Here is a 24,949-nt window from a genome sequence, read left to right on the forward strand (position 1 = left end):
GCGCCTCCCGCCGCACCGGGGAGCGATCCGGCGGCGCGGCGCACCGAGGCCCTGACGGAGCTGGTCCCGGCGGACGGCAACCGGCCCTACGACATGCGCCGGGTGATCGAGGAGATCGTCGACGACGGCGAGTACCTGGAGATCCACGAACGCTGGTCGACCAATGTGCTGTGCGCCCTGGCCCGCCTCGACGGCCATGTCGTCGGCCTGATCGCCAACCAGCCCCAGTCCCTCGCGGGCGTCCTGGACATCGGGGCGAGCGAGAAGGCGGCCCGCTTCGTGCAGTTCTGCGACTCCTTCAACATCCCGCTGGTCACCCTGGTCGACGTCCCGGGCTTCCTGCCGGGCGTCGACCAGGAGCACGGCGGCATCATCCGCCACGGCGCGAAGCTCCTCTACGCCTACTGCAACGCGACCGTGCCCCGCATCTCCCTGATCCTGCGCAAGGCCTACGGCGGCGCCTACATCGTCATGGACAGCCAGTCCATCGGCGCCGACCTGACCCTCGCCTGGCCGACCAACGAGATCGCCGTGATGGGCGCGGAAGGCGCCGCCAACGTCATCTTCCGCCGGCAGATCGCCGCCTCCGACGACCCGGACGCGGTCCGCGCCCAGAAGATCAAGGAGTACCGGACGGAGTTGATGCATCCGTACTACGCGGCCGAGCGCGGCCTGGTCGACGACGTCATCGACCCCGCCGAGACCCGCGCGGTGCTGGCCTCGGCCCTGGCGATGCTCCGCACGAAACACGCGGACCTCCCGGCCCGCAAGCACGGCAACCAGCCCCAGTGACCCGCACCGCACCGCACCGGCAGTCCACCGCGAAGGAGACCGTATGCCCTCGTCCGACGAACCCCTGTTCCGCGTGGTGCGCGGCACACCCACCGAGTCCGAACTCGCCGCCCTGGCCGTCGTCCTCCTGGCCCTGAACACCCCGGAACCGACGCCCGCCCCGGTCACCCCCCTCGCAGCCTGGCGCCGCCCGCCCTACACCCACCCGACCAGCTGGCAGGAGGCCGCGTGAACGACGTTGCCGGGCCCGAGGGGCTGAGGAGCCTAACGCCGGCTGCGCGCGGCGCGGGCGATCGTGACGACCGCCTTCTCCAGGGCGTACTCGGGATCGTCCCCGCCGCCCTTCACCCCGGCGTCGGCGTCGGCGACCGCGCGCAGAGCGACCGCCACTCCGTCCGGTGTCCAGCCGCGCATCTGCTGGCGCACCCGGTCGATCTTCCACGGGGGCATGCCCAGCTCCCGCGCCAGATCGGCCGGGCGCCCGCCGCGCGCGGACGAGAGCTTGCCGATCGCCCGCACGCCCTGCGCGAGCGCACTGGTGATCAGCACGGGCGCGACGCCGGTCGACAGGGCCCAGCGCAGCGCCTCCAGGGCCTCGGCCGCCCGCCCTTCCACGGCCCGGTCGGCGACGGTGAAGCTGGAGGCCTCGGCCCGCCCGGTGTAGTACCGCCCGACGACGGCCTCGTCGATCGTCCCCTCCACGTCGGCGACCAGCTGGGAGGCGGCGGACGCCAGCTCCCGCAGGTCGCTGCCGATGGCGTCGACGAGCGCCTGGCAGGCCTCGGACGTGGCCGACCGCCCGGCCGCCCTGAACTCCCCGCGCACAAAGGCCAGCCGATCGGCCGGCTTGGTCATCTTCGGACAGGCCACCTCCCGGGCACCGGCCTTGCGGGCGGCGTCGAGAAGCCCCTTGCCCTTGGCCCCTCCCGCGTGCAGCAGCACCAGCGTGATCTCCTCGGCGGGCGCCCCGAGATACGCCTTCACGTCCTTGACCGTGTCGGCGGAGAGGTCCTGCGCGTTGCGTACGACCACGACCTTGCGCTCGGCGAAGAGCGAGGGGCTGGTCAGCTCGGCGAGCGTGCCTGGCTGCAGCTGGTCCGGGGTGAGGTCCCGCACATCCGTGTCGGCATCGGCGGCCCGGGCAGCGGCCACCACCTCCTGCACGGCACGATCAAGCAGAAGGTCCTCCTGCCCCACGGCAAGCGTCACCGGGGCAAGAGGGTCATCATTCACAGTCTTCCTGGCCATCGCGCCCAGCATGTCACGCCCCACTGACAACCCGACGGCCACGACCGCGCCCGGGGGGCGCGCCCAAGGGGCGCGGGGAACTGCGCGACCAGCCACAACCAACCCGCAGCCGCCACGCAACGCCCACACCCACGGCGAACCGGCGAACCGGCGAACCTACGGCTCCTCGCGCCAGCCGTCCCACTCCCCCGCAAAAGCATCCAGCTCCCCGGGATCCAACCGCCCCGCCTCATCCCGCAGAACAACCAACCACTGCGCGTCCTCGGCATCGTCCTCCCCGGCCAGCGCCTCCCGCACCAGCTGCGGCTCCTCGACGACCCCGAACCGCTCCCCGAGCTCCTGGACCACCTCCTCGGCGGCCTCACGATCGGGCAGCACCAGCACATGTCTCACATCACTCACGGCAGCCATTGTCCGACAGACACGAAAGGCACCGCGCAGGCGCAGGTCACCCTTCGCGCAGGTCACCCCCCGCGCACGGCCGGCACCGAGCCGAGCTCGATCCCGAACCGCTCCCGGTACACCCCCAGCACCTCCTCGTCCGTGCCCAACTCCCGCTCCTCGCGCACCCCGTCGGCTCCGGTCGTCTTGAAGGTGCGCCCGCTGAGCGTGATCCTCCCCCCGTCCTCCGTCACCCGCGAGCACACCAGCGACCGCACGAAGTGCGACGCGGGCGAGGTGCTGTGCCACCACGCCCCGGCCACGAAGTCGCCGAGCACACGCGGCCGCACCTCCAGCCGGTACTGCGGCCTGCCGTCGAACACGACATCCAGGTCCGGCCCGGCCTCGACGATCCGGAACACCCCCGCCGGGTCCTTCTGCTCCCCCCTCTCCGCGAACGCCAGCGGATAGTGACTGTGCGCCCCGAACCCCACGTCCGCCAGCCACTCGCTCCCCTCCGCCGTCCGCACCCGCAGCGCGAGATGGTCGTACGGGATCCCGAGCCGCCCCTCGCCCCCGTGCACCCGAGCCGCGAGCCGCGTGACCCCGAACCCGAGCGCTTCGAGCAACGCCCCGAACGCGCCGTTGAGTTCGTAGCAGAACCCGCCCCGCCGCGCCCCCACCACCTTCTCCAGCAGCCGGTCCTCCTCCAGCACGATCGCCTCACCGAGGTGGACCGACAGATTCTCGAAGGGCACGGTCCGCAGATGGCGCAGCTGCAGCTCGCGCAGCACGTCGGCGGTGGGGGCGGCGGGCCGGTCCGACGGCCCGATTCCCAGACGGCCGAGATAGGCGTCGACCTGTTCGATGTCCATGCCCTCAGTCTGTCGCCACCCGCAACCCCCCGCCCGCCCCCGCGACCGCGAGCGCCCCGTCCCGGTCCGTCCGCAGCACCACCGCACCCTCGGCCCGCAACGCCGCGACCGTGCCGGGCGCTGGATGGCCGTACGGGTTGTCCTCCCCGCAACTGATCAACGCCAGCCGCGGCGCCACCCTGCGTATCAGCTCCGGGTCCTGGTACGCCGAGCCGTGATGCGCCACCTTGAGCACGTCCACTCCGCCCAGCAGGGCCCCTTGCGGCGACCTCAACAGGGCCTGCTGGGCCGGGGGTTCGAGATCCCCCAGCAGCAGGAGGCGGAGCCCGGCGGACCTGACCAGCAGGGCGACGCTCGCGTCGTTCGGTCCGTCGGGATCCGGTGCCGGGCGCGGCGGGGGCCACAGCACCCGCCAGGACAGCGAACCGGTGCGCCGCTCCTCCCCCGCCGTGGCCACGCTGAGCGGGATGTGCCGGGCCGCGGCCTCCCTGCGGACCGACGCCACCTGGTCCCCGGGCTCCTCGAAGCCCGTCGTCTCGATCGCCCCCACCGAACGCCCGCGCAGCACACCGGGCAGCCCGGCCACATGGTCGGCGTGGAAGTGGGTGAGCACGACCAGCGGGATGCGGGTGATGCCGAGCGTGCGCAGACAGTGGTCGACGAGCGCCGGATCGGGCCCGGCGTCCACCACGACACCGCTGCCGTCCCCGGCCGCGAGCACCGTCGCGTCGCCCTGCCCCACGTCGCACACCGCGAACCGCCATCCCGGCGGCGGCCACCCCGTGATCACCCTGGTCAGGGGCGGCGGCTGCACGACGACCAGCACGAGCAGCGCCCCGCAGGCCGCGCACAGCCAGGGATGTCCCAGCAGACGTCGGCCGACCAGCAGGACGGTCGCCGTGACCAGGGCGAGCAGGACCGCCCCGCTCCAGCTGCCCGGCCAGTCCACTCCCCCGCCCGGCAGCGCGGCCCCGGTACGGGCGATGTCCGCGATCCAGGAGGTGGGCCAACTCGCGCACCAGGCCAGCGCCTTGGCCGCGGGCATCAGCACCGGGGCCGTCGCCAGCGCCGCGAATCCCAGCACCGTGGCGGGCGCCACCGCGATCTCCGCGAGCAGATTGCACGGCACCGCCACCAGACTCACCCGCGCCGACAGCACGGCCACGACCGGCGCGCACAGCGCCTGCGCGGCGGCCGCCGCGGCCAGCCCCTCGGCAAGCCTCGGCGGAACCCGGCGCCGCCGCAGCGCCTCGCTCCAGCGCGGAGCCAGCGTGAGCAGGGCGCCGGTGGCCAGCACGGAGAGCAGGAAGCCATAACTCCGCGACAGCCAGGGGTCGTAGAGCACGAGCAGCAGCACCGCCGCCGCCAGCGCCGGGACGAGCGACCTGCGGCGTCCGGTCGCCAGGGCCAGCAGCACCACGCTCCCGCAGGCCGCCGCCCGCAGCACACTCGGATCCGGCCGGCACACCACCACGAACCCGAGCGTCAGCGCCCCGCCGAACAGCGCGGTGGTCCGCAGCGGAATGCCGAGCCGCGGTGCGAGCCCCCGCCGCTCCGCCAGCTGAGCCGTGCCCGGCGGTCCGACGAGCAGGGCGAGGATGATGGTGAGATTGCTGCCGGACACCGCGAGCAGATGCGTGAGGTCGGTCTCCTTGAAGGCCTCGTCCAGCTCCGGGGTGATCCGCGAGGTGTCCCCGACGACCAGTCCCGGCAGCAGCGCCCGCGCGTCCGCCGGCAACCCGTCGGTCGCCTCCCGCAGCCCGGCCCGCAACCGCCCCGCGAACCGCTGCACATCCGAAGGACCGGCCACCACCTCCGGCGCGCCATGCCCCCGTACCCTCAGCACCCCGGCGATCCGGTCACCCCCGACCACCGCGGGCGCCGACCCGGCCCTGATCCTCACGCGAGTGGAGGGCAACAGGTCGAGCCAGGGCGAGCGTGCCCCCGCGGCAAGGGCCCGCCCGACCCCTGCCCCCGCCTTCCCCTCTGCCTCCGAACCGGGCACGCCCGCTCCCCCTCCCTCCCCTGCCTCCGCCTCCGAACCGGGTCCGCCCGTTCCAACTCCCGCCCCGGCTCCGACTTTCACCCCCGCCCCCGCATCCACCATGACCAGCACCGGAGTGCGCGTGACCACCGCCGTCCCGTCCGCCTTCTCCACCCGCCGTACCTCGGCGTCCAGCAGCACGGAGGCCGGCACGGCGCGGTCCCCTCTGATCCGGGGCCGGGTGAGCCGCGGATCGGAGGTGATCTCGACCTCGGCGGTCACCGTGGCGTACTGCCGCGCCAGACCGGGTACTGGTCCGCGCCGCACATCGGCCCCGTGCAGTCCGGCGGAGACGGCGGCCCCTGCGACGCAGAGCAGCACGGCGGCGACCGAGACCCGCGGCCACCGCCCCGGGCCACCGGACACACCCACGAGCGCCCCGCGTCGGCGCACCGCCAGCAGGACCACCGCCGCGGCCGTGCACAGCACCGCGACACCCGTGACCCACCCCGGCGTCGCGTCCAGCGTCGCCGCGGCCGTCGCCCAGGCCGCGAGCGCGGGCGGTACGAGCCGCAGGTCCGTCGGCCCCTCCTGCCGCGGGTGGGCCGCACCGAGTCGTCCCGCGGCCGCGGCGTGGACGGCCGCGCGGCGGGCCGCGGGAGCGGGAGCGCGCCTCATGGCCGTACGAGATCGCGGAGGTCGGCGAAGCGGCGGTCGCCGATGCCGTTGACCTCGCGCAGCTCGTCCACCGAGCGGAAACCGCCGTGCCGCGTGCGGTAGTCGACGATGTGCTGGGCGAGCACGGGGCCGACGCCGGGCAGGGTGTCGAGCTGGTCGACGGTGGCGGTGCTGAGCACGATCGGAGCCGCGGGCGCACCGCCCGCCGCCGCGCCTGACGAGCCGCCGGCGGCCGCCGCCGGCGCCGGAGCCGCGGGAGCGCCGACGATCACCTGCTCCCCGTCCACGAGGAACCGGGCCCTGTTCAGCCCGTCCAGCTTCGTGCCGGGACGCACCCCTCCGGCCGCACGCAGCGCGTCGACGACACGCGACCCGGCGGGCAGCCGGTGGATCCCGGGGTCACGGACCTTGCCGCCGACATCCACGACGATCTGCGCCCCGGCCGTACCCGAGACTCCGGGTGTCCGGGCCGAAGCCTCCGGCTCGGGCGCACCGCTCCCCTTCCGCTCCCCGAACGGGGCCGCCGCCCGCACCACTTCGGGCGCCCGAACGGACTGCGTCCGCCCGGTCCAGAAGTGCTGGACGGCGAAGACGGCGGCGACGACGAGCAGCACCGAGAGCGCGAGAACGCTCCGCCGCTCCAGCCCGCACCTCGTCTGCAGCCACAGCGGCATCCGCTCCCGCAGAGCGAGCCCGGCCCGCGCCCTCCAGGCGTCCGAGGGCGCACGAAGGCCAGGCACCGGCCGAGGCGGCCGAGGCGGCCGAGGCGGCCGCAGGCCTGGATCCCCACGCTCCCCCACAGAAGTCCCGGCACGCCCGCGCTCCTCCACATGACGCCCTGGTTCCTCCTCAGGAAGCTCCGCACGCCCGCGCTCCTCCAAGGGAAGCCCCGGACGCACCACCTCCCCCACGTCCCCCGGCTCCCCCACAGGAAGATCCACAGACCCCGCAGGCCTAGCAGGCCCCGCAGACCCCGCAGGCCTAGAAGACCCCGCAGGCCCCGCAGACCCCGCATCCCCCGGAGGCCCCGCCCCCGACTCCCGCCACTCCCCCCACTCCTGCCGCCGCCCCGGAAACAACACCTCCGCGCGCCTGCGAACCTCCTCGGCCGGAACATGCCGCCTCCGCCCGACCCGGGCCCCGACCCGGGCTCCGCCCCGGGACCCGACCCGGGCTCCGCCCCGGACCCCTGCCCCGGCCCCGCTCCCGACTCCGCCCTCACCACGACCCGGTGGGCGCCGTCCCCGAACCCGGCCGTCGGTGGCGTGTCCCCGCCCCGGCCCGCTGGAGACGGTCGCTGTACGTACTGAATGTGATCGAAGTGCCATGCAGCGAGGATCGGGCAGCTCACCGACCTCGCGATGATCTTGCTCAATTCCCGTGGATCACCGGGCGGTTGTGGAAAACTCCGTCACCCGGACGGGCGGAAATAGGCGCGCGGCAGCTCACCGCGGCGAGACGACGACCCCCAGCAACCCGGGCCCGGTGTGCGCCCCGATCACCGCCCCCACCTCGCTGACATGCAGGTCCGCCACTCCGGTCACCCGCGTCCGCAACCGGTCCGCGAGGGCCGACGCCCGCTCGGGGGCGGCGAGATGGTGGACCGCGATGTCGACCGGCGCACTGCCGGCGCGGTCGGCCGCGATCTCCTCGAGGCGGGCGATCGCCCTGGACGCCGTGCGCACCTTCTCCAGGAGCTCGATGCGGCCGTCGTCCAGCTGCAACAGCGGTTTCACGGCGAGCGCGGAGCCCAACAGGGCCTGTGCGGCGCCGATCCGGCCGCCGCGGCGCAGATAGTCGAGGGTGTCGACGTAGAAGTAGGCGCATGTGCCGGAGGCCCGCTTCTCCGCTGCGGTCACGGCCTCGTCCACCGTGCCGCCCGACTCCGCCGCCTCCGCCGCGGCGAGCGCGCAGAACCCGAGGGCCATCGCGACCGTCCCGGTGTCCACCACCCGCACCGGCACCGACGCCCCGCGCGCCGCCATGACCGCCGCGTCGTACGTGCCCGACAGCTCGGCCGACAGATGGAGGGAGACGATGCCGCTCGCGCCGGACTCGGCCACCTTGCGATAGGTCTCGGCGAAGAGCTCGGGGCTCGGGCGCGAGGTGGTGACGGGACGCCGCTTCTGGAGTGCCTGGGCCAGTGAGCGGGTCGAGATCTCGGTGCCCTCTTCCAGTGCCCGGTCACCGAGGACCACCGTCAGGGGCACCGCTGTGATGCCGTGGCGCTCCATCGTCCGCGGCGGCAGGTAGGCCGTTGAATCGGTGACGATCGCGACATGGCGGGACATGAGCTGGAGGTTACCCGTCGTGGCGGCCGGGCGGCAGCCCGGCCCCTCTCACCTCGTATGCCCGTGACCGGATCAAGTAGTGCTCTCCGGGCGGGGCTTCTTCTGCCATGCCTGGGCCGGACGCCGTACCGGCGGGGTGATGGCGGCCCGCGTCGGCTCCTCGGCCGTGGCCGAACGGGGTGTCTCCGGCCAGGTCTGCTGCGCCGTCCCGTGGTCGGCGGCCGGGGCGTCGGGCCACTGCGACGGCCCGGCGGCGGGCTCCTCGCGCGTCCAGTGACGCAGGGCGCCCGTCTCCACGTCTATCTGGGTGCTCAGGCTGTCGAGGTCGTCGTCGGCGAAGCGGTGCGCCCGGTCGCGGGCGGCCCAGCGCAGCGAGTCCGCCGAGTGCGTGATGCGTTCGGTGCGCTCACGCAGGCCGGGCAGCCGCTCGGCGAGTGTCGTGCGGTCCGGCTCGGCCTCCAGGCGCTTGAGCTCGCCGTCCAGTTCGTGTCCGTGCACGCTGAGGCGCTCGAAGAGGCCTACGGCTTCCTTGAGGGACTCGTCCTCGGGCACGCCCGCGTACAGCGCGTTCTGGGTGGCGCGCATCGATGTGCGCAGCTTCAGGCGCAGTTGGGCCAGCTCGCCCGCCGCTCCCGGCTGGGCGAGGGACCTGGCACGCAGGGTGTGGTCCTCGACCGTGCGGCGGGCCTGCGAGATGGTCCGGTCCACGCCGCGCTTGGCGGCGCCCACCACCTTCACCGTGGCGTAGACGCCGAGGCCCAGGAAGAGCACGAAGAGCAGCGCGAACACTGCGATCACTGCTTCCACGTCGCTCCTCCTCAAGCACCTCGCGACACACCCCGTGCCGCTCTTCCACGGTAAACGAGACGGGCAGGTACGGAGTTCCAGAAGAACCCCGAACCTGCCCGTAGGGGACTACCCGGAGGCGCCGGCAACCCCTCCGGCACCTACGCCGTGACGATGTTCACCAGCTTCGGCGCCCGCACGATCACCTTGCGGATGCCCGCGCCGTCCAGCGCCGCGACGACCTTCTCGTCCTCCAGCGCGACCTTCTCCAGCTCCTCCTCGGAGATGGACGGCGAGACCTCCAGCCGGGCCTTGACCTTGCCCTTGATCTGCACGACGCAGGTCACGGTCTCGTCCACCACGTAGCGCGGGTCGGCGACCGGGAAGTCCTGGTGGACGACCGAGTCGGTGTGGCCCAGCTTGCGCCACAGCTCCTCGGCGATGTGCGGGGCCAGCGGCGCGACCAGCAGCACCAGCGGCTCGGCGACCGAGCGCGGTACCGCGCCGCCCGCCTTCGTCAGGTGGTTGTTCAGCTCGGTGACCTTGGCGATCGCGGTGTTGAACCGCATGCCCTCCAGGTCGCCACGCACCCCGTCGATCGCCTTGTGCAGGGCACGCAGCGTGTCCTCGTCGGGCTCGGCGTCCACCACCGTCACGGCACCGGTCGTCTCGTCGACGACGTTGCGCCACAGCCGCTGCAGCAGCCGGAACTGGCCCACCACCGCGCGCGTGTCCCACGGCCGCGACACGTCCAGCGGGCCCATCGCCATCTCGTACAGGCGCAGCGTGTCGGCGCCGTACTCGGCGCAGATCTCGTCCGGAGTGACCGCGTTCTTCAGGGACTTGCCCATCTTGCCCAGCAGCCGGGAGACCTTCTCGCCCTGGTGGTAGTACGCGCCGTCGCGCTCCTCCACCTCGGCGGCCGGCACCGCGATGCCGCGGCTGTCGCGGTAGACGTAGGCCTGGATCATGCCCTGGTTGTACAGCTTGTGGAACGGCTCGGACGAGGCGATGTGTCCCAGGTCGAACAGGACCTTGGACCAGAAGCGCGCGTACAGCAGGTGCAGTACGGCGTGCTCGGCGCCGCCGACGTACAGGTCGACGCCGCCGTGCGGCTGGCCCTCGCGCGGGCCCATCCAGTACTGCTCGACCTCCGGGTCGACCAGCCGCTCGCTGTTGTGCGGGTCCAGGTAGCGCAGTTCGTACCAGCACGAACCGGCCCAGTTGGGCATGGTGTTGGTCTCGCGCCGGTACTTCTTCGGCCCGTCGCCCAGGTCCAGGGTGACGTTGACCCACTCCTCGTTGCGCGACAGCGGCGTCTCGGGCTGGGTGTCGGCGTCGTCCGGGTCGAAGGTGCGCGGGCTGTAGTCGTCGACCTCGGGCAGTTCCAGCGGCAGCATCGACTCGGGCAGCGGGTGGGCGATGCCGTCCTCGTCGTAGACGATCGGGAACGGCTCGCCCCAGTAGCGCTGGCGGCTGAACAGCCAGTCGCGCAGGCGGAAGTTGACCGTGCCCTCGCCGATGCCCTTGCGGGCCAGCCACTCGGTGATGCGCGCCTTGGCGTCCACGACGCCCAGGCCGTCCAGACTGACACCCTCGCCCTTGGAGTTGACGATCTTCGCGTCGTACGACACGAAGGCCTCGTCCCAGGTCGAGGTGTCCGTGCCGCGGCCGTCGGTCGGCTCGACGACGCACTCGATCGGCAGCTCGAAGGCGCGCGCGAACTCGAAGTCGCGCGTGTCGTGGGCGGGGACGGCCATGATCGCGCCGGTGCCGTAGCCCATCAGGACGTAGTCGGCGATGAAGACGGGGATCTGCTCGCCGTTGACCGGGTTGGTCGCGTAGGCGCCGATGAAGACGCCGGTCTTGTCCTTGGCCTCGGCCTGCCGCTCGACGTCGGACTTGGCGGCGGCCTGCGCGCGGTAGGCGGCGACGGCCTCGGACGGGGTGGCGTGGCCGCCGGTCCACACGTCGTGGGTGCCCTCGGGCCAGGCGGCCGGGGTGAACTTCTCGACCAGCGGGTGCTCGGGGGCCAGCACCATGTAGGTCGCGCCGAACAGGGTGTCGGGGCGCGTGGTGAAGACCGTGATGCGCTCGCCGTCGATCGGGAAGTCGACGCGGGCGCCCTCGGAGCGGCCGATCCAGTTGCGTTGCTGCAGCTTGATCGCCTCGGGCCAGTCCAGCTCGTCCAGGTCGTCCAGCAGCCGGTCGGCGTAGGCGGTGATGCGCATGTTCCACTGGCGCAGCTTGGCCTTGAAGACGGGGAAGTTGCCGCGCTCGGAGCGTCCGTCGGCGGTGACCTCCTCGTTGGCCAGCACGGTGCCCAGGCCGGGGCACCAGTTGACCGGGGCGTCGGAGGCGTACGCCAGGCGGTACTCGCCCAGGATGTCGGCGCGCTCGCCGGCGCTCAGCGCGTCCCAGGAGCGGCCGCCGGGGACCGCGCGCTCACCCGACTCGAACTGGGCGACCAGCTGGGAGATCGGGCGGGCCTTGCGGGCCTCCTCGTCGTACCAGGAGTTGAAGATCTGCAGGAAGATCCACTGAGTCCACTTGTAGTAGTCCGGGTCGATCGTGGCGAACGAGCGGCGCCTGTCGTGACCCAGGCCCAGCCGGCGCAGCTGGGACGTCATGTTCTCCATGTTGGACTCGGTGGACACGCGCGGGTGCGTGCCGGTCTGCACGGCGTACTGCTCGGCGGGCAGGCCGAAGGCGTCGAAGCCCAGGGTGTGCAGGACGTTGTGCCCGGTCATGCGCTGGAAGCGGGCGAAGACGTCGGTGGCGATGTAGCCCAGCGGGTGGCCGACGTGCAGGCCCGCACCGGAGGGGTACGGGAACATGTCCATGATGAACTTCTTGGGCCGCGCGACGATCGCCGGGTCACCGGCCAGGTCGCCCTTGGGGTTCGGCGCCGCGTAGGTGCCCTCGGCGTCCCAGAAGTCCTGCCAGCGTGCCTCGATCTCGGCCGCCATGGCGGCCGTGTAGCGGTGCGGCGCTGCCGCCTCGGCGGCGGCAGCGGGGTTCGTCTCGCTCATGGTCCTCAAAGCTCCATCGATCGTCTCGGCCGACTGCTGCGACTTGCCGGAAATGAAAAATCCCCTCGCACAGGAGGGGACGCCGCGCCGATTCCGACCACCCGGGTCGCCCGGCGGTCGGGACTGATCAGCGCGGCTCGCTAAGCAGAAGGCGTACGGCACGCATGCGGTTAGGGTACCGCAGCGCTTGAGCACGATGCGACGCGCTTCCGTATGGGTCTCTGGTCCCGGTGTCGGATCCGGACAACAACTGAACAGAAGTCAAAAGTTACTTCGCGTAACACCCAACACCAGGACATCACAACGAGTCCACCGCCCTTGCATAACAACCCAATAACTCAAACCTCGTACCGATCGGTATGGCGCCACCTAGAGTTCGGCAGCGGGACCGCTTTCCCGAAACTGCTCGGAGTTGCCCCCATGAACCCTCGTCGTAGCAACAGCACGCTCCCCAAACCGGGCCGGTCGGCCTACGGGGTGGCGTCGGCTGTCATCCTGCTGCTCATACCCGTCGTCGTCCTCCTGGGCGGCGACTGGCTGCAGCAGTTCCTCAACTTCGGTGCGGGCGTCCTGTCGCTCGTCTGCCTCACCTGCTCGGTGATCTGGGGCCTGGTGGCCCAGGACCGGCTCATCCTCAACATCCGCCAGCGCATCGTGGCGCAGGGCATCCACCGGGTGACCGCCGTCGCCTCGATCGCGTTCCTCCTGGTGCACATCGGCGTCAAGCTCGCCCTGGACCACGCCGACTGGATCGCCGCGCTGATCCCCTTCGGCTGGCTGTTCACCGGCACCGGCGGCGCCAACCCGGGCAGCGCCACCCTCATCGGCATGGGGTCGCTGGCCGCGTACCTCATGATCTTCGTCGGCATCACCGGCGCCCTGCGCAACCAGTTCGCCTCCCCGGCCCCGATCGCCGCCCGCTGGCGCGCCATGCACATGCTGGCCTACCCGGCCTGGTGCGCGGCCCTGCTGCACGGCCTGTACGCGGGCCGCCCGGCGAAGACGTTCTTCATGGTCTCCTACGAGCTGTGCGTGGTCGCGGTCGCCGCGGCCCTCGCCCTGCGCGCGGCCCCGCGCCCGTTCAAGCGGAAGGTCGCCGACCGGCTCGCCGTGTTCCTGGGCAACGAGCCGGCGCCGGTCCGCGACGACCTCGAGGCCAGCCGCGCCCGCGCCTCGGAGGCCCCCTCCGCACTGCCCGGCTACGAGAGCCGGCGCGCCCCCAAGCAGCAGGCCTCCGACACGGGCAGCATGCCCCGCTACGACGCCCCGGCCGCGCGCACCATGACCCCGGAGGCCACGAACGGCTTCGCGGCCGCCTACCGCGCCGTCACCCCGCAGCAGGGCGGCACCCCGTCCTACGGGGCCGACCAGACCGCCCGCATGGACCTGCCCCTGGACATGCAGGCGACGGAGGCGATCCCGCGCGCCGACGGCGGCACCGGCAGCTGGCCGGTGCCCTCGCCCCCGCCCGTCGGCGAGGCGCCCCCGTCGGCGTACGACCCGATGCAGGACACGGGATACAACATCCCCGCCTATGGCAATTCGGGCACTGCCGCCTATCGCAACAGTGATGTGTACGACACCGGTGAGACGAACAACCTCTACGGCACGTACAACCCGAACGACACGTACAACAGCGGTCCCGCCAATGAATCAACGCCCGGCGCGTCCTACGACAACCCGGGTTCGGGCGAACCTTGGAACACGCCTTCCGGAGGCTATAGGTGAACGAGGCCCTGCCCGACGTTCCAGAAGTCCGCGTGGTCGGCCTTCCGCAACTCACGTCTGGCTTCGACCTTGTCGAACGACTCGATCTGTCCATGCACCTGAAGGTGCACGGCCCGCTCGAACCACTGGGCGGCGAGCAGCTCGCGAAGCTCGCCGAGAACATCAACCTGAAGGGCCGCGGCGGCGCGGGCTTCCCGTTCCACAAGAAGCTGCGCTCGGTGGCCGAGTCGGCGATCAAGCGCGGTGTGCGCCCGGTCGTCGTCGTCAACGGCAGCGAGGACGAACCGGCCTGCCGCAAGGACACGGTGCTGATCAACCGTGCCCCGCATCTCATCCTGGACGGCGCTCTGCTGGTCGCGGAGGCGCTCGGTGCCCGCACGCTCGTGGTGGGGGTCACCCGTGAGTCGACGCAGCGCTCGATGGAGGCCGCGCTCGCCGAACGCGGCCTGAGCAACGGCCGCCGTTCGGCCCTGAAGGCCTGGGTTCAGCGCAACCCGGTGCGCATGGTCACCGGCGCCGCCGCCTCCCTGATCCGCTCGATCGACGGCGGCCCGGCCATCCCGCCCGGCCGCAAGATCAGCGCCTCGCAGAGCGGTGTCGGCGGCGCGCCCACCCTGCTGTCCAACGCCGAGACCTTCGCCCAACTCGCCATCGCCGCCCGCATCGGCCCGGAGCGCTACGGCAACACCGGCCTCTACGACGAGCCCGGCACCGTCATGCTCACGGTCTCCGGCGCGGTCGCCCGCCCCATGGTGATCGAGGTCCCCACCGGCGTGCCGCTGCGTTACGTCCTGCAGCTCGCCGGCGCCCCGCCGGTCCCGCAGGGCGTGCTGACCGGCGGCTACCACGGCAAGTGGATCGACGCGGCGACGGTCAACGAGGCGGTCGTCTCCCGCAACTCCCTCGACGCGGTGGGCGGTTCGCTCGGCGCGGGCGCGATCCTGCCGATCAGTCAGGAGACCTGCCCGCTGGGCGAGTCGCTGCGGGTGGCGCAGTGGCTGGCCGAGGAGAGCGCGGGCCAGTGCGGTCCCTGCTACCTCGGTCTGCCGGCCGCCGCACGCGGCATGGAGGACATCCTGAACGGCGGCGGGCCCGCCGCCCTGGAGGCGCTCAAGCAGGTCGCCAAGAACGTGAAGCGGCGCGGCGCCTGCTCGCACCCGGACGGCTCCGCGATGTTCCTGGAGTCCACCGTCAAGGCGTTCACCGACGACCTCGCGGCGCATGTCCTCGGCAACGGCTGCGGACGGCCCGTGGAGGGCGTCCTGCCACTCTTCGAGGGCGGTCAGCTGCCCACGGGCATCCCGGGCGGCGGCGAGCCCGCGGAGACCGGGGCCAGCCGGCAGAAGATCTACGTCGACTGGACGCTGTGCCGGGGCCACGGCCTGTGCGCGGACATCCTCCCGGAGGTCTTCGAGCTCGGCGCCGACGGCTTCCCCACCGTCGCCCAGGCGCAGGTGCCGCGCTACGCCGAGGCCAAGGCGCTGCGCGCCGTGCGCCGCTGCCCGGCGCTGGCCCTGCGCATCGAGGAGGAGACGCCGCGCGACAAGGCGCCGTCCCGCAATCTGCCGGTCGTCTCCCAGGGCCGCGGACGGCGGGCGCTCGGCCGCTGAGCGGCGTCCAACTGGCCCCGCACAGACAAAGATCCCACCGGATCGTGATGATCCGGCGGGATCAGCTGTGGAGCTAAGGAGAATTGAACTCCTGACCTCCTGCATGCCATGCAGGCGCTCTACCAACTGAGCTATAGCCCCTTGCTGCGGTCCGCCAGGTTTCCCCGGCGGCGACGCCAACATTACACGGTCCCCCGGGTGCAACACCAAATCGTTTCCACGGCCCCGGGAGCGGGCAGGGCGTCACGCCGTGACGAAGGAGTAGAACCTCTTGAGCGTGCAGTGTTCCTCCAGAAGGCGCCCGTAGATCGGCTCGCCCTCCAGCTCGCGGTACGTCTCGATCGGGTCGCCCTTTATGATCAGCGCCCGCGCGCACTCCTCGCACCAGTACTGGTAGTCGGGATTGACCGGCTCCATGTCCCGGACGATCGGCGTACCGCTGCCGCACCAATCGCACTTGCGCCTGTGTGCACCCATCGATCAGCTCCAGCTGTGGCCGCAGGCCGTGCACACGTAGGAGATTCCGCCGTTGTCGCCGAGGACTTGGGCGACATGGACGGAACCGCAGGAAGGGCAGCTCAGACGGGTGACCGTGTCCCGTGTCGACGCCGCTTCGAGGAGGTGGCCGACCTCCTCGAGGATGCACGCAGGCATCACAGCTCCCTCCCGTCGGGCCGCGCCCCCTTCCGGCCGTTTGATTCTGCCACGGCCGGGCCGACACGGTCAGCGACGCCTCAGTACCAGTACGGACACGCACCGCCCAGAGCGCCTCCACAGAGGTATACGCCTGCGCGCCCCCAAGTGACTCAGGTCGTACAGGAACAGACAGAAAATCCCGCCTCCTGACGGAGACGGGATCTTGTTGTGGAGCTAAGGAGAATTGAACTCCTGACCTCCTGCATGCCATGCAGGCGCTCTACCAACTGAGCTATAGCCCCATCAGGTTCTTCCCGCTCGGCGGGGCGAACAAGAAGAACTTTAGCCTGCGACCTGCCGGAAAGTGAAATCCGCTCAGTCGTCGTCGCCGAGCACCGGTTCCGGCAGCGTGCCGGCGTTGTGCTCCAGCAGGCGCCAGCCGCGCGCGCCCTCGCCCAGGACGGACCAGCAGCAGTTCGACAGACCGCCGAGGCTCTCCCAGTGGCGGGCCTCCAGGCCCAGCAGACGGCCGATGGTGGTGCGGATCGTGCCGCCGTGGCTGACCACGACGAGCGTGCCGTCGTCGGGCAGCTTCTCGGCGTGCCGCAGCACCACGGGGGCGGCGCGCTCGGCCACCTCGCTCTCCAGCTCGCCGCCGCCGCGGCGGACCGGCTCGCCGCGCTTCCAGGCGGCGTACTGCTCGCCGTGGCGCGCGATGATCTCCTCGTGCGTCAGGCCCTGCCAGACGCCCGCGTAGGTCTCGCGCAGCCCCTCGTCGTGGGCGATCTCCAGGCCCGTGAGCGCGGCCAGCTCGGCCGCCGTGTCCACGGCCCGCCGCAGGTCGGAGGCGACGATCGCGTCGGGCTTGAGGGAGGCGAGCAGCCGGGCGGCACGGCGGGCCTGGGCGACGCCGGTCTCGGTGAGCTCGACGTCCGTGGTGCCCTGGAAGCGGCGTTCCACGTTCCAGGACGTCTGGCCGTGCCGCCACAGGATGATGCGGCGCCCGCGGCCCGGGCGGCCGGCCGACACCTCACCGGTGGCGCTCATCACCACTCACCGCCGAGATCGGCCGCCTCCTCGGCGGCCTGCGTCCGGGCGTGCTCCTCGGCCTTGCCGCGCGTGGCCTTCGCGTCGGCGGGCAGCTCCAGCTCGGGGCAGTCCTTCCACAGCCGCTCCAGGGCGTAGAAGACGCGCTCCTCGCTGTGCTGGACGTGGACGACGATGTCCACGTAGTCGAGCAGGACCCAGCGGGCCTCGCGGTCGCCCTCGCGGCGCACCGGCTTGGCGCCGAGCTCCTTGCTCAGCCGCTCCTCGATCTCGTCGACGATCGACTTGACCTGGCGGTCGTTGGGTGCGGAGGCCAGCAGGAAGGCGTCCGTGATCGACAGGACGTCGCTGACGTCGTAGGCGATGATGTCGTGCGCGAGCTTGTCGGCGGCCGCCTGTGCGGCGGTGTTGATGAGCTCGAGGGAACGGTCAGTGGCGGTCACTACGTGGCTTTCGGTCGGCGGTCTTTTGACATCAAGGGTCTCACGGAGCGCCGGGAGCACCCCACGTGATTAACGGACCACGTGAGGTGCCTGTGGCGGGCTGCCGCGGCCGTCAGGACGACGACGGCTTGTAGTCCTGGCCGAGGATCACCGAGACGTCGGCGTTCGAGGTGGTCTTGCCCTTGCTCACCGCGCCGGCGGGCAGCCCCAGGGTCTTGGCGACCTCGGAGGCGTTCTCCTTGTCCTTGGCGTCGGTGTAGACGACCTTCGAGGTGGCCGTGGCGGTGGAGGTGCCGCCCTCCAGGAAGGTGAAGCCGCCGTTGAGGAGCACCACGCGGGCCTTGTCGGTGTTGGCCTTGACCCCGCTGGCGTTCTGGACCGAGACCCGCACCGCGGAGCCCTGGTCGGGGCTCTTCGCGGTGCCGCCGAGGACGTCCTTGACGACGCTCGCGCTGGCCTGCGCGCTCAGGGTGCCGTCGCTCTGGACCGGCAGCAGGGCGGTCTTGTAGTCGCCGCCCTTGGCGAGGTCGGCGAGCTTGGCGAGGAAGGTGCCGAGGTCCTTGTCGGTCAGCGACGGGTCCAGGATCTGGGCCAGCGTCTGCACGGTGGTCGTCGCGGCCGTCGGGTCGGACGACAGCTTGCGCAGCACACCCGCCATGACCTGGCCGAACCGCTCCAGCTGGGCGTTCTGCGCCTCGCCGGGGGCGCGGTAGGTGGCGTAGGCGACGGCGGTCTTGCCACTGAGGGTCTGGTCCTTGCCCTGGTGGACGAGGGGCGCGGTGCCCTTCTTCTTGGCGGCCGGGTCCGGTACGTCGGTGTTCGTGTCGACCTCGATGTTGCCGACGAGGTCGACGAGGTTCTGCAGATAGGGGGTGTCCAGCCGCCAGGTGCCCTCGATGTCGGTGCCGAGGACCGTGTCGAGGGAGTCGCGGGTGCCGGAGGAGCCGTCGTCGTCGACCGACTTGGCCAGTGTGGTCGTGGTGCCGTCGTCGTCCGTCAGGGAGAGCGAGTTGGGCAGCAGCACGGTGGTGCCCTGCTTGGTGGTCGTGTTGTCGACGAGCAGCGCGGTGGAGGTGCCGCCGCCCTTGGTGTTGTGCAGGTGGACGACGATCACGTCGCGGTTCTGGGCGCCCGCGGCCGTCGTGGCGCCGCCCTTCTTCGCGTCGGACGACAGGCCCGGCAGCTTCCCGGCGTACCAGAGGTAGCCGACGCCGCCGACCGCGACCAGCGCCAGGACCACGACAAGGGCGACGAGGCGGCTGCGGGCGCGGCGCTTGGCCTCCTCGCGGCGCTCGGTGCGGTTCTCGGTGAAGTTCAGCCAGTCGATGACGTCCTCGGAGTCGCTGTCGGGCTCCTCGACGAAGGCGAACTGCTCGGTGCGGTAGTCCTGTTGGGGCCTTTCGGGGGCCTGCGCGTCCTCGGCCGGTCCGGCCTGCTGCGGGATGTGGGCGGTCTGCTCGGCGACCCGGGGCTGCCGGCCACTGGTCGCGGCCTGTCCGTAGGGGTCGTAGTGCTGCTGGGGCGCGCCGCCGGTGCCCGTGGCGTACGGGTCGTAGGACGGCACGGGGGGCTGTTGGCCGGTGCCGTAGGGGTCGTACTGCTGCGGGACCGGCTGCTGGGTGCCGGTCGCGTACGGGTCGTAGCCGTAGCCCTGCTGCTGCGCGTACGGGTCGTAAGCCTGTTGGGGCGCCTGCTGCTCGGCGATCTGCCGGTACACGGGCCGGCCGTACTCGTCGTAGCCGACGAGTTCGTACTGCTCGCCCTGGTCGCCGCCGTACCCCGCGTCGTATCGGTCGTTCACCGGTGCCCCTTTCGGTTCACTCGCCGCGGTACAGCTCGCGCTTGTCGATGTAGCGCACGACCCCGTCCGGCACCATGTACCAGATGGGGTCTCCCTTGGCGACTCTCGCACGGCACTCTGTGGAGGAGATGGCCAGTGCGGGAACTTCCACGAGCGAGACGCCGCCCTCCGGCAGGCCGTGGTCGGACAGATGGTGGCCGGGCCGGGTGCAGCCGATGAAGTGCGCCAGGGAGAACAGCTCCTCGGAGTCCCGCCAGGTGAGGATCTGGCCGAGGGCGTCGGCGCCGGTGATGAAGAACAGGTCCGTGTCGGGGTTGAGGGCCCGCAGGTCGCGCAGGGTGTCCACGGTGTAGGTGGCGCCGCCCCGGTCGATGTCGATGCGGCTCACCGAGAACTGCGGGTTCTCGGCCGTCGCGATCACCGTCATCAGATAGCGGTCCTCGGCCGGGGAGACATCGCGGTGTGTCTTCTGCCACGGCTGACCGGTCGGCACGAACACCACCTCGTCCAGGTGGAACTGCGCGGCGACCTCACTGGCCGCCACGAGGTGCCCGTGGTGGATCGGGTCGAACGTTCCGCCCATGACGCCCAGACGGCGCTTGCCGTTGTCCGCCGGGCCCTTCACCGGACCGGTAGGCATGTCCTGCTCTCCCATGCGTGCAGACCCTACCGGCCCGGCCTGAGAGGTCCGGCCCGGCCGGTCCTTCGGGGCGGTCCGCAGGGGACTCAGCGGTCGCGGTTGAAGCGGGTGGTGATCCACAGCAGAAGCAGCAGGACGAACAGGGCGCCGCCGCCGGTGAGGTAGGGGCTGAGGCTCTCGTGATTGCCGCCGTGCTCCTCGCCCTCGGCAGCGAGAGTGACCAACTGGGCGGCAGCGCTGTGGAAGCTCGTCATCGACAGAACCTATCCGGTGTGGGCGGGACAAAGATGTCGGCCAATCGTAATCGGGCGCCCTCGCCGCGATCACGCCGACTCCGCCGTTGGGGAACCCGGGGCGGTCCTCAGTCGTCTTTCTGCTTGTAACCCCGCATCAGGAACCACCCGGTCAGCGCGCAGCCCACGATCATCACGAGCAGCACGACCCGGAGCAGATTGCCCGGCCCTTGGTGCGGGGCGGCGCTCGCGGCCTCTGCGAGCCACGTGGCGGCGGCGATGTGCTCCATGGTGCCGGTCTCCTTCGGTGTAGTGCCCGTCCACGGTAACTCCGCCTAGGCTGGGGCTTGCTTCGGGGGCGCAAAAGGCCGCACAAGGGCCCGCAAAGGGCCACTCACACGCACATGGGGGACACATGTCCGACGACGGCCACGAGCACAACGGACACGAGAACGTACCGAGCAGGCAGCGCAGGCGCTTCCCGGGGATCTCCTCGCGTGCGTACGAGCACCCGGCCGACCGCTCCGCCCTGGTCGCGCTGCGCAAGCTGAGCGGCTTCGACACGGTCTTCAAGGCGCTCAGCGGGCTGCTGCCCGAGCGCAGCCTCAGGCTGCTGTTCCTGTCCGACTCGGTGCGGGTCTCGGACCAGCAGTTCGCGCATCTCAACGACATGCTGCGGGACGCCTGTTACATCCTGGACCTGGAGAAGGTCCCGCCGATGTACGTCAACCAGGACCCGCAGCCGAACGCCATGTGCATCGGCCTGGACGAGCCGATCATCGTGGTCACCACCGGGCTCGTCGAGCTGCTCGACGAGGAGGAGATGCGGGCGGTCATCGGGCACGAGGTGGGCCACGCCCTGTCCGGCCACGCCGTGTACCGCACGATCCTGCTGTTCCTGACGAACCTGGCGATCCGGGTCGCCTGGATCCCGCTGGGCAACCTCGCGATCATGGCGATCGTGACGGCCCTGCGCGAGTGGTTCCGCAAGTCGGAGCTCTCCGCCGACCGCGCCGGGCTGCTCGTCGGCCAGGACCTCAAGGCCTCGATGCGCGGTCTGATGAAGATCGCCGGCGGCAACCACCTGCACGAGATGAACGTGGACGCCTTCCTCAAGCAGGCCGAGGAGTACGAGGCGGGCGGCGACCTGCGCGACTCCGTGCTGAAGATCCTGAACCTGCTGCCGCGGACCCACCCCTTCACCACCATCCGCGCGGCCGAGCTGAAGAAGTGGGCCGAGTCCCGCGACTACCAGCGGATCATGGACGGCCACTACCCGCGGCGCGACGAGGACAAGAACACCTCGGTCTCCGACTCCTTCCGCGAGTCCGCGGCGAGCTACGCCGGCAATGTGAAGAACTCCAAGGACCCGCTGATGAAGCTGGTCAGCGACATCGCCGGCGGTGCCGGGGGCCTGGGCGGGCGCGTGCGGCGCGGCTTCGACGGGTTCACGGGCTCGTCGAGCTCGTCCGGCTCGCAGGAGCGGCCCCCGAAGGACGAGCCGCCGACGGAGGAGGGGCGCTGAGCGGCGCGCGCTGACGACGGGGCCCCGAGGGGCCGTGCCGTCAGACTTTTGGCTGCGCGCTCGCCGCCAGTGATCCGCACAGGGCCGTGAACCCGCCCGTGGCGTACGGGTCGGTGCCTGCCGGGCCGCCCGCCTTGGCGGTCTGCCCGGCCAGCAGCGGGCGCAGATGGTTGGTCGAGTCCTCGGCGCAGGACAGCGGGCCGGCCTGCACATAGGAGACGGTCAGCTGGGCCTGGCGCAGCCGCAGGTCGTCGCGGTCGAAGCGGAAGTGCAGCTCGCGCCGGACGGTGAACAGCGAGGCCCGCGCCTTGGCGTCGGAACCGGTCGGCTTGAGGGCGTAGACGAACGTGTGGTCCGCGGTGACCTCGAGCGTTGAGGCGTCGGTCTCGGTGACCTGCAGGCTGCCCTGGACCCGGATCCTGTCGTCGGCGAGCTCGGCGCGGGTCTGGTCGAAGCGAACCAGCCATCCGGTGGGCTGGTGCCGGCCGTCGGCCACCGGGTGCTGGAAACTCTGGTCGAACTGGTCGAGTTGTTCGCTGTCGAGCAGGACACGTACGAGATGGACGTCCTGGCCGCCGATGACCTCGGGATTCAGCGAGGACTTCACGATGTATTCCTTGGCCGCGCTCAGGGCGGCGACCACCTGGCTGTCCGAGAAGTGCGCGGTGCGCCGGGCCGCAGGCAGCGGAATGCCCTCGGCGCCGATGCGGAACCGCGCGGCCGGGCTGTGCGCGTACAGGAACTCGGGATCGGCCGCGCCCGGCACGCGGCCCTGCGGGGAGAGCGGGATGACGGTCATCCGCAGGGGCTCGACGGGCTGCCGGGCGGCGGGGTTCTGGTAGGGGTGGCGCACCCCCATGTAGATCGCGGTGCCGAAGGCCACCGCGATCAGCAGGACGAGGATCAGCGCCTGCCGGGACAGGCCCCGGCGCAGCGGCGGACGGCGGCGCACGGCGGGCGCGTGGTCGGCCATGCGCTCCTGCGCGGAGAACTCCTGGAGGCGGGCAGCACGGACGAACGACTCGTCGAACACGACGGATCGGTACTCGTCCTCGCCACCTCCGGGGGCGCCCTCGGGTGTCCCCTCAGGTGGGTCTCCAGGCCCTCCCATACCTTCAGGGTAGGTCTCCGGGACCCGCGGTAAACGCCCTGCTGCACGACAACTTCTGACAGGTTCTCACCAGGTTCCGCACGCAGTGCCGAGGGGCCGTTCGAGGCCTCGCTCAGGGGCTGCGCGGGATCACCGGGATGGCGGGCCGGGACGTCTCGACGGAAGCGGAGGGGGCCGATGCGCTGCCCTGTTCCAGACCGGTCGAGGCGGGCGGCGGCACCTGGTCCCGGTTGCCCGAGGAGGCGCCGCGGTAGACCGCCGCGAAGGCCAGCGCGACCATGCCTATGCCCATCACTATGGCGAGCATCCAGGCGACGGGGCGGTGCCAGCGGACCTGCTTTCCGTACGTCCCCGAGGTGCCGTAGCGGCCTTCGAGGACGTCGGTGTCGTCCAGGTCGTCGAGCTCGGGATCATGGCCGAAACCGGTGCGGTCGTCGGGGCCGAACCCCTCCTCGTACCGCTCGCCTCTGCCGTGGGCCCGGCGGGCCTCCGCCTCGGAGGCCTCCGCTCTCGCCTGGGCGGCGGCCAGGAGGCGCTCGACGGCGGTCGGCTCGTGCACCACGGCCGCCCGTACGAAGGCCTCGTCGAAGACCACGGAGGCGAACTCTTCGTCCGACACCCCGCGGTCGTGGTCGTCGTCGGGCTCCCAGCCGTCAGGGAACGGCGTGCCCCCCACGTCCTCCGGCACACGTCCAGAGTAGACCTGGGGGGTCAATTTGGGCAGACGGTATGGAAATTCATCCGCCTGCTGAGACATCAGCGCCGGATGTGGCCGTCCCCGGTGACGATGTACTTCGTGCTCGTCAGCTCCGGCAGCCCCATCGGTCCGCGCGCGTGCAGCTTCTGCGTGGAGATGCCGATCTCGGCGCCGAAACCGAACTGGCCGCCGTCGGTGAAGCGGGTCGAGGCGTTCACGGCGACCGTGGTGGAGTCGACCAGCTTGGTGAAGCGGCGGGCGGCCTGCTGGGAGGAGGTCACGATCGCCTCGGTGTGACCGGACGACCACAGACGGATGTGCTCGACCGCCCGGTCCAGCGAGTCGACGACGGCGGCGGCGATGTCGTAGGAGAGGTACTCGGTGTCCCAGTCCTCCGGGGTGGCCTCGACCACGGTCGCCTTCGAGTCCTTCGCGTACGCCAGCACGCGCGGGTCGGCGTGCACGGTCACCCCGGCCTCGGCGAGGGCGTCCAGGGCGCGCGGCACGAACTCGGCGGCGATGTCCTGGTGGACGAGGAGGGTCTCGGCGGCGTTGCAGACGCTGGGCCGCTGGGCCTTGGAGTTGATCAGGATGTCGATCGCCATGTCGAGGTCGGCGGCCGCGTCGACGTAGACGTGGCAGTTGCCGGTGCCGGTCTCGATGACCGGGACGGTGGACTCCGCGACGACGGTCTGGATCAGGGAGGCGCCGCCGCGCGGGATCAGGACGTCGACCAGGCCGCGGGCGCGCATCAGCTCGCGCACGCTCTCGCGGCTCTCGCCGGGCACGAGCTGGACGGCGTCGGCGGGCAGGCCCGCGCCGCCGACCGCGTCCCGGATGACCCGGACCAGGGCGGTGTTGGACTCGTAGGCGGAGGCGGAGCCGCGCAGCAGGACCGCGTTGCCGGACTTCAGGCAGAGGGCGGCGGCGTCCACGGTGACGTTCGGACGGGCCTCGTAGATGATGCCGACGACGCCGAGCGGGACGCGGACCTGGCGCAGGTCGATGCCGTTGGGGAGGGTCGAGCCGCGGACGATCTCGCCGACCGGGTCGGGCAGGGCGACGACGTCGCGCACGTCGGAGGCGATGGCGCGGACCCGCTCCGGGGTGAGCGTGAGGCGGTCGACGATGGCCTCGCTGGTGCCGTTCTCGCGGGCCTTGGCGATGTCCTTGGCGTTGGCCTCCACGATCTCGCTCGTACGGACCTCCAGCGCGTCCGCGATGGCGAGCAGCGCGTCGTCCTTCTCCGCGCGGGGCAGCGGGGCGAGGTCCGCGGCGGCGGACTTGGCGCGGTAGGCGGCCTGCGCGACCGGGGACATCGAGTCGTACGGCGAGAGCGTGGTCATGGGGGAAGCGTAATGCGCCCCGCGAGACCGTCCACCGGACGTTCCACACCCCGAGACACCCGGCG

24 protein-coding genes and 2 tRNA genes are annotated in these 24,949 nt (G+C 71.7%); 5 read left to right on the forward strand and 21 right to left on the reverse strand.

Translation table 11 applies throughout. The features are described from left to right. Both MQN93_RS05255 and MQN93_RS05260 read left to right on the forward strand, forming a co-directional pair. On the forward strand, positions 1-792 hold a 792-nt coding region (locus MQN93_RS05255; RefSeq protein ID WP_278190437.1), incomplete at its 5' end, for an acyl-CoA carboxylase subunit beta. A gap of 43 nt (positions 793-835) precedes the next feature. Further along, positions 836-1,024: an acyl-CoA carboxylase epsilon subunit gene (locus MQN93_RS05260; protein ID WP_242708530.1), complete on the forward strand. Its 189-nt coding sequence runs from the start codon at positions 836-838 to the stop codon at positions 1,022-1,024. Positions 1,025-1,056: 32 nt separating this feature from the next. On the opposite strand, the gene holA is transcribed toward MQN93_RS05260, so the two are convergent. The 8 genes from holA to leuS form a co-directional block, all read right to left on the reverse strand. After that, positions 1,057-2,040 carry a DNA polymerase III subunit delta gene (gene holA, locus MQN93_RS05265; protein WP_242708531.1) on the reverse strand — a complete coding sequence of 328 codons (984 nt, stop codon included), beginning with the start codon at positions 2,038-2,040 and terminating at the stop codon, positions 1,057-1,059. A 156-nt stretch (positions 2,041-2,196) separates the two neighbouring features. After that, complete coding sequence (locus MQN93_RS05270) at positions 2,197-2,442, reverse strand: hypothetical protein (RefSeq protein ID WP_078516681.1); 246 nt, start codon at positions 2,440-2,442, stop codon at positions 2,197-2,199. 62 nt (positions 2,443-2,504) lie between these two features. Continuing rightward, positions 2,505-3,296 (reverse strand): arylamine N-acetyltransferase family protein, encoded by a 792-nt coding sequence (locus MQN93_RS05275; protein WP_242708532.1) that lies wholly within the window; start codon positions 3,294-3,296, stop codon positions 2,505-2,507. Positions 3,297-3,300: 4 nt separating this feature from the next. Continuing rightward, on the reverse strand, positions 3,301-5,958 hold the full coding sequence (locus MQN93_RS05280; RefSeq protein WP_242708533.1) for a ComEC/Rec2 family competence protein: 2,658 nt from the start codon (positions 5,956-5,958) through the stop codon (positions 3,301-3,303). Beyond that, a complete protein-coding gene (locus MQN93_RS44355; RefSeq protein ID WP_443744608.1) occupies positions 5,955-6,887 on the reverse strand; it encodes a ComEA family DNA-binding protein in 933 nt (310 codons plus the stop codon). The genes MQN93_RS05280 and MQN93_RS44355 overlap by 4 nt, the downstream gene beginning before the upstream one ends. Before the next feature lie 516 nt (positions 6,888-7,403). Further along, positions 7,404-8,249 (reverse strand): DegV family protein, encoded by an 846-nt coding sequence (locus MQN93_RS05300; protein ID WP_242708534.1) that lies wholly within the window; start codon positions 8,247-8,249, stop codon positions 7,404-7,406. Positions 8,250-8,321: 72 nt separating this feature from the next. Next, a complete protein-coding gene (locus MQN93_RS05305; RefSeq protein ID WP_016435237.1) occupies positions 8,322-9,056 on the reverse strand; it encodes a hypothetical protein in 735 nt (244 codons plus the stop codon). Positions 9,057-9,196: 140 nt separating this feature from the next. Next, positions 9,197-12,067, reverse strand: coding sequence for a leucine--tRNA ligase (leuS, locus tag MQN93_RS05310; protein WP_242708535.1), 2,871 nt, complete (start codon positions 12,065-12,067; stop codon positions 9,197-9,199). Between the two features lie 420 nt (positions 12,068-12,487). Here leuS and MQN93_RS05315 point away from each other — a divergent pair, with 420 nt between their 5' ends. Beyond that, positions 12,488-13,795: a ferric reductase-like transmembrane domain-containing protein gene (locus MQN93_RS05315; RefSeq protein ID WP_016435235.1), complete on the forward strand. Its 1,308-nt coding sequence runs from the start codon at positions 12,488-12,490 to the stop codon at positions 13,793-13,795. Further along, a complete protein-coding gene (locus MQN93_RS05320; RefSeq protein ID WP_016435234.1) occupies positions 13,792-15,405 on the forward strand; it encodes an NADH-quinone oxidoreductase subunit NuoF family protein in 1,614 nt (537 codons plus the stop codon). Before MQN93_RS05315 ends, MQN93_RS05320 begins: the two co-directional genes overlap by 4 nt. A 68-nt stretch (positions 15,406-15,473) precedes the next feature. Here MQN93_RS05320 and MQN93_RS05325 read toward each other — a convergent pair. From MQN93_RS05325 to MQN93_RS05370, 10 genes are all read right to left on the reverse strand, one after another. Next, positions 15,474-15,546, reverse strand: a tRNA-Ala gene (locus MQN93_RS05325). Positions 15,547-15,648: 102 nt separating this feature from the next. Continuing rightward, on the reverse strand, positions 15,649-15,882 hold the full coding sequence (locus tag MQN93_RS05330; protein WP_003976229.1) for a hypothetical protein: 234 nt from the start codon (positions 15,880-15,882) through the stop codon (positions 15,649-15,651). 3 nt (positions 15,883-15,885) lie between these two features. Then, the gene (locus tag MQN93_RS05335) at positions 15,886-16,059 is read right to left on the reverse strand and encodes a hypothetical protein (protein WP_016435233.1); all 174 of its coding nucleotides are present in this window, start codon (positions 16,057-16,059) and stop codon (positions 15,886-15,888) included. 211 nt (positions 16,060-16,270) lie between these two features. Then, positions 16,271-16,343: transfer RNA gene (locus MQN93_RS05340), tRNA-Ala, on the reverse strand. 73 nt (positions 16,344-16,416) lie between these two features. Further along, a complete protein-coding gene (locus tag MQN93_RS05345) occupies positions 16,417-17,088 on the reverse strand; it encodes a histidine phosphatase family protein (protein WP_242708536.1) in 672 nt (223 codons plus the stop codon). Continuing rightward, on the reverse strand, positions 17,088-17,531 hold the full coding sequence (gene rsfS, locus MQN93_RS05350) for a ribosome silencing factor (RefSeq protein ID WP_242708537.1): 444 nt from the start codon (positions 17,529-17,531) through the stop codon (positions 17,088-17,090). The genes MQN93_RS05345 and rsfS overlap by 1 nt, the downstream gene beginning before the upstream one ends. 112 nt (positions 17,532-17,643) lie before the next feature. Then, complete coding sequence (locus MQN93_RS05355) at positions 17,644-19,332, reverse strand: LytR C-terminal domain-containing protein (protein ID WP_242708538.1); 1,689 nt, start codon at positions 19,330-19,332, stop codon at positions 17,644-17,646. A gap of 16 nt (positions 19,333-19,348) precedes the next feature. Further along, positions 19,349-19,987 (reverse strand): nicotinate-nucleotide adenylyltransferase, encoded by a 639-nt coding sequence (gene nadD / locus MQN93_RS05360; protein WP_037782425.1) that lies wholly within the window; start codon positions 19,985-19,987, stop codon positions 19,349-19,351. 71 nt (positions 19,988-20,058) lie between these two features. After that, the gene (locus tag MQN93_RS05365; protein ID WP_016435228.1) at positions 20,059-20,226 is read right to left on the reverse strand and encodes a hypothetical protein; all 168 of its coding nucleotides are present in this window, start codon (positions 20,224-20,226) and stop codon (positions 20,059-20,061) included. Positions 20,227-20,333: 107 nt separating this feature from the next. Then, positions 20,334-20,495, reverse strand: a complete 162-nt coding sequence (locus MQN93_RS05370) for a hypothetical protein (protein ID WP_242708539.1) — start codon at positions 20,493-20,495, stop codon at positions 20,334-20,336. Between the two features lie 125 nt (positions 20,496-20,620). Between MQN93_RS05370 and MQN93_RS05375 the strand changes: the two genes are divergently transcribed. Beyond that, the gene (locus MQN93_RS05375; RefSeq protein ID WP_016435226.1) at positions 20,621-21,730 is read left to right on the forward strand and encodes a M48 family metallopeptidase; all 1,110 of its coding nucleotides are present in this window, start codon (positions 20,621-20,623) and stop codon (positions 21,728-21,730) included. Between the two features lie 40 nt (positions 21,731-21,770). Here the strand turns inward: MQN93_RS05375 and MQN93_RS05380 are convergent, their stop codons facing one another. From MQN93_RS05380 to MQN93_RS05390, 3 genes are all read right to left on the reverse strand, one after another. Then, positions 21,771-22,841, reverse strand: coding sequence for an SCO2583 family membrane protein (locus tag MQN93_RS05380; protein ID WP_242708540.1), 1,071 nt, complete (start codon positions 22,839-22,841; stop codon positions 21,771-21,773). Between the two features lie 112 nt (positions 22,842-22,953). Continuing rightward, positions 22,954-23,529: an SCO2584 family spore wall biosynthesis protein gene (locus tag MQN93_RS05385; RefSeq protein ID WP_037782423.1), complete on the reverse strand. Its 576-nt coding sequence runs from the start codon at positions 23,527-23,529 to the stop codon at positions 22,954-22,956. A 68-nt stretch (positions 23,530-23,597) separates the two neighbouring features. Then, entirely contained in the window at positions 23,598-24,884 is a 1,287-nt protein-coding gene (locus tag MQN93_RS05390; protein WP_242708541.1) for a glutamate-5-semialdehyde dehydrogenase, read from the reverse strand. Between the last annotated feature and the right edge of the window lie 65 nt (positions 24,885-24,949).

The organism is Streptomyces spinosisporus (assembly GCF_022698145.1).
GTDB classification, from domain to species: Bacteria; Actinomycetota; Actinomycetes; order Streptomycetales; family Streptomycetaceae; genus Streptomyces; species Streptomyces spinosisporus.

Excerpts from the sequence above, each read along its gene's own strand:
- MQN93_RS05260 (WP_242708530.1), top strand. The coding sequence starts at position 836 with ATGCCCTCGTCCGACGAACCCCTGTTCCGCGTGGTGCGCGGCACACCC.
- holA (WP_242708531.1), bottom strand. The coding sequence starts at position 2,040 with ATGGCCAGGAAGACTGTGAATGATGACCCTCTTGCCCCGGTGACGCTT.
- MQN93_RS05275 (WP_242708532.1), bottom strand. The coding sequence starts at position 3,296 with ATGGACATCGAACAGGTCGACGCCTATCTCGGCCGTCTGGGAATCGGG.
- MQN93_RS05280 (WP_242708533.1), bottom strand. The coding sequence starts at position 5,958 with ATGAGGCGCGCTCCCGCTCCCGCGGCCCGCCGCGCGGCCGTCCACGCC.
- MQN93_RS05300 (WP_242708534.1), bottom strand. The coding sequence starts at position 8,249 with ATGTCCCGCCATGTCGCGATCGTCACCGATTCAACGGCCTACCTGCCG.
- leuS (WP_242708535.1), bottom strand. The coding sequence starts at position 12,067 with ATGAGCGAGACGAACCCCGCTGCCGCCGCCGAGGCGGCAGCGCCGCAC.
- MQN93_RS05315 (WP_016435235.1), top strand. The coding sequence starts at position 12,488 with ATGAACCCTCGTCGTAGCAACAGCACGCTCCCCAAACCGGGCCGGTCG.
- MQN93_RS05330 (WP_003976229.1), bottom strand. The coding sequence starts at position 15,882 with ATGGGTGCACACAGGCGCAAGTGCGATTGGTGCGGCAGCGGTACGCCG.
- MQN93_RS05335 (WP_016435233.1), bottom strand. The coding sequence starts at position 16,059 with ATGCCTGCGTGCATCCTCGAGGAGGTCGGCCACCTCCTCGAAGCGGCG.
- MQN93_RS05345 (WP_242708536.1), bottom strand. The coding sequence starts at position 17,088 with ATGAGCGCCACCGGTGAGGTGTCGGCCGGCCGCCCGGGCCGCGGGCGC.
- nadD (WP_037782425.1), bottom strand. The coding sequence starts at position 19,987 with ATGGGAGAGCAGGACATGCCTACCGGTCCGGTGAAGGGCCCGGCGGAC.
- MQN93_RS05365 (WP_016435228.1), bottom strand. The coding sequence starts at position 20,226 with ATGACGAGCTTCCACAGCGCTGCCGCCCAGTTGGTCACTCTCGCTGCC.
- MQN93_RS05370 (WP_242708539.1), bottom strand. The coding sequence starts at position 20,495 with ATGGAGCACATCGCCGCCGCCACGTGGCTCGCAGAGGCCGCGAGCGCC.
- MQN93_RS05375 (WP_016435226.1), top strand. The coding sequence starts at position 20,621 with ATGTCCGACGACGGCCACGAGCACAACGGACACGAGAACGTACCGAGC.
- MQN93_RS05380 (WP_242708540.1), bottom strand. The coding sequence starts at position 22,841 with ATGGGAGGGCCTGGAGACCCACCTGAGGGGACACCCGAGGGCGCCCCC.
- MQN93_RS05390 (WP_242708541.1), bottom strand. The coding sequence starts at position 24,884 with ATGACCACGCTCTCGCCGTACGACTCGATGTCCCCGGTCGCGCAGGCC.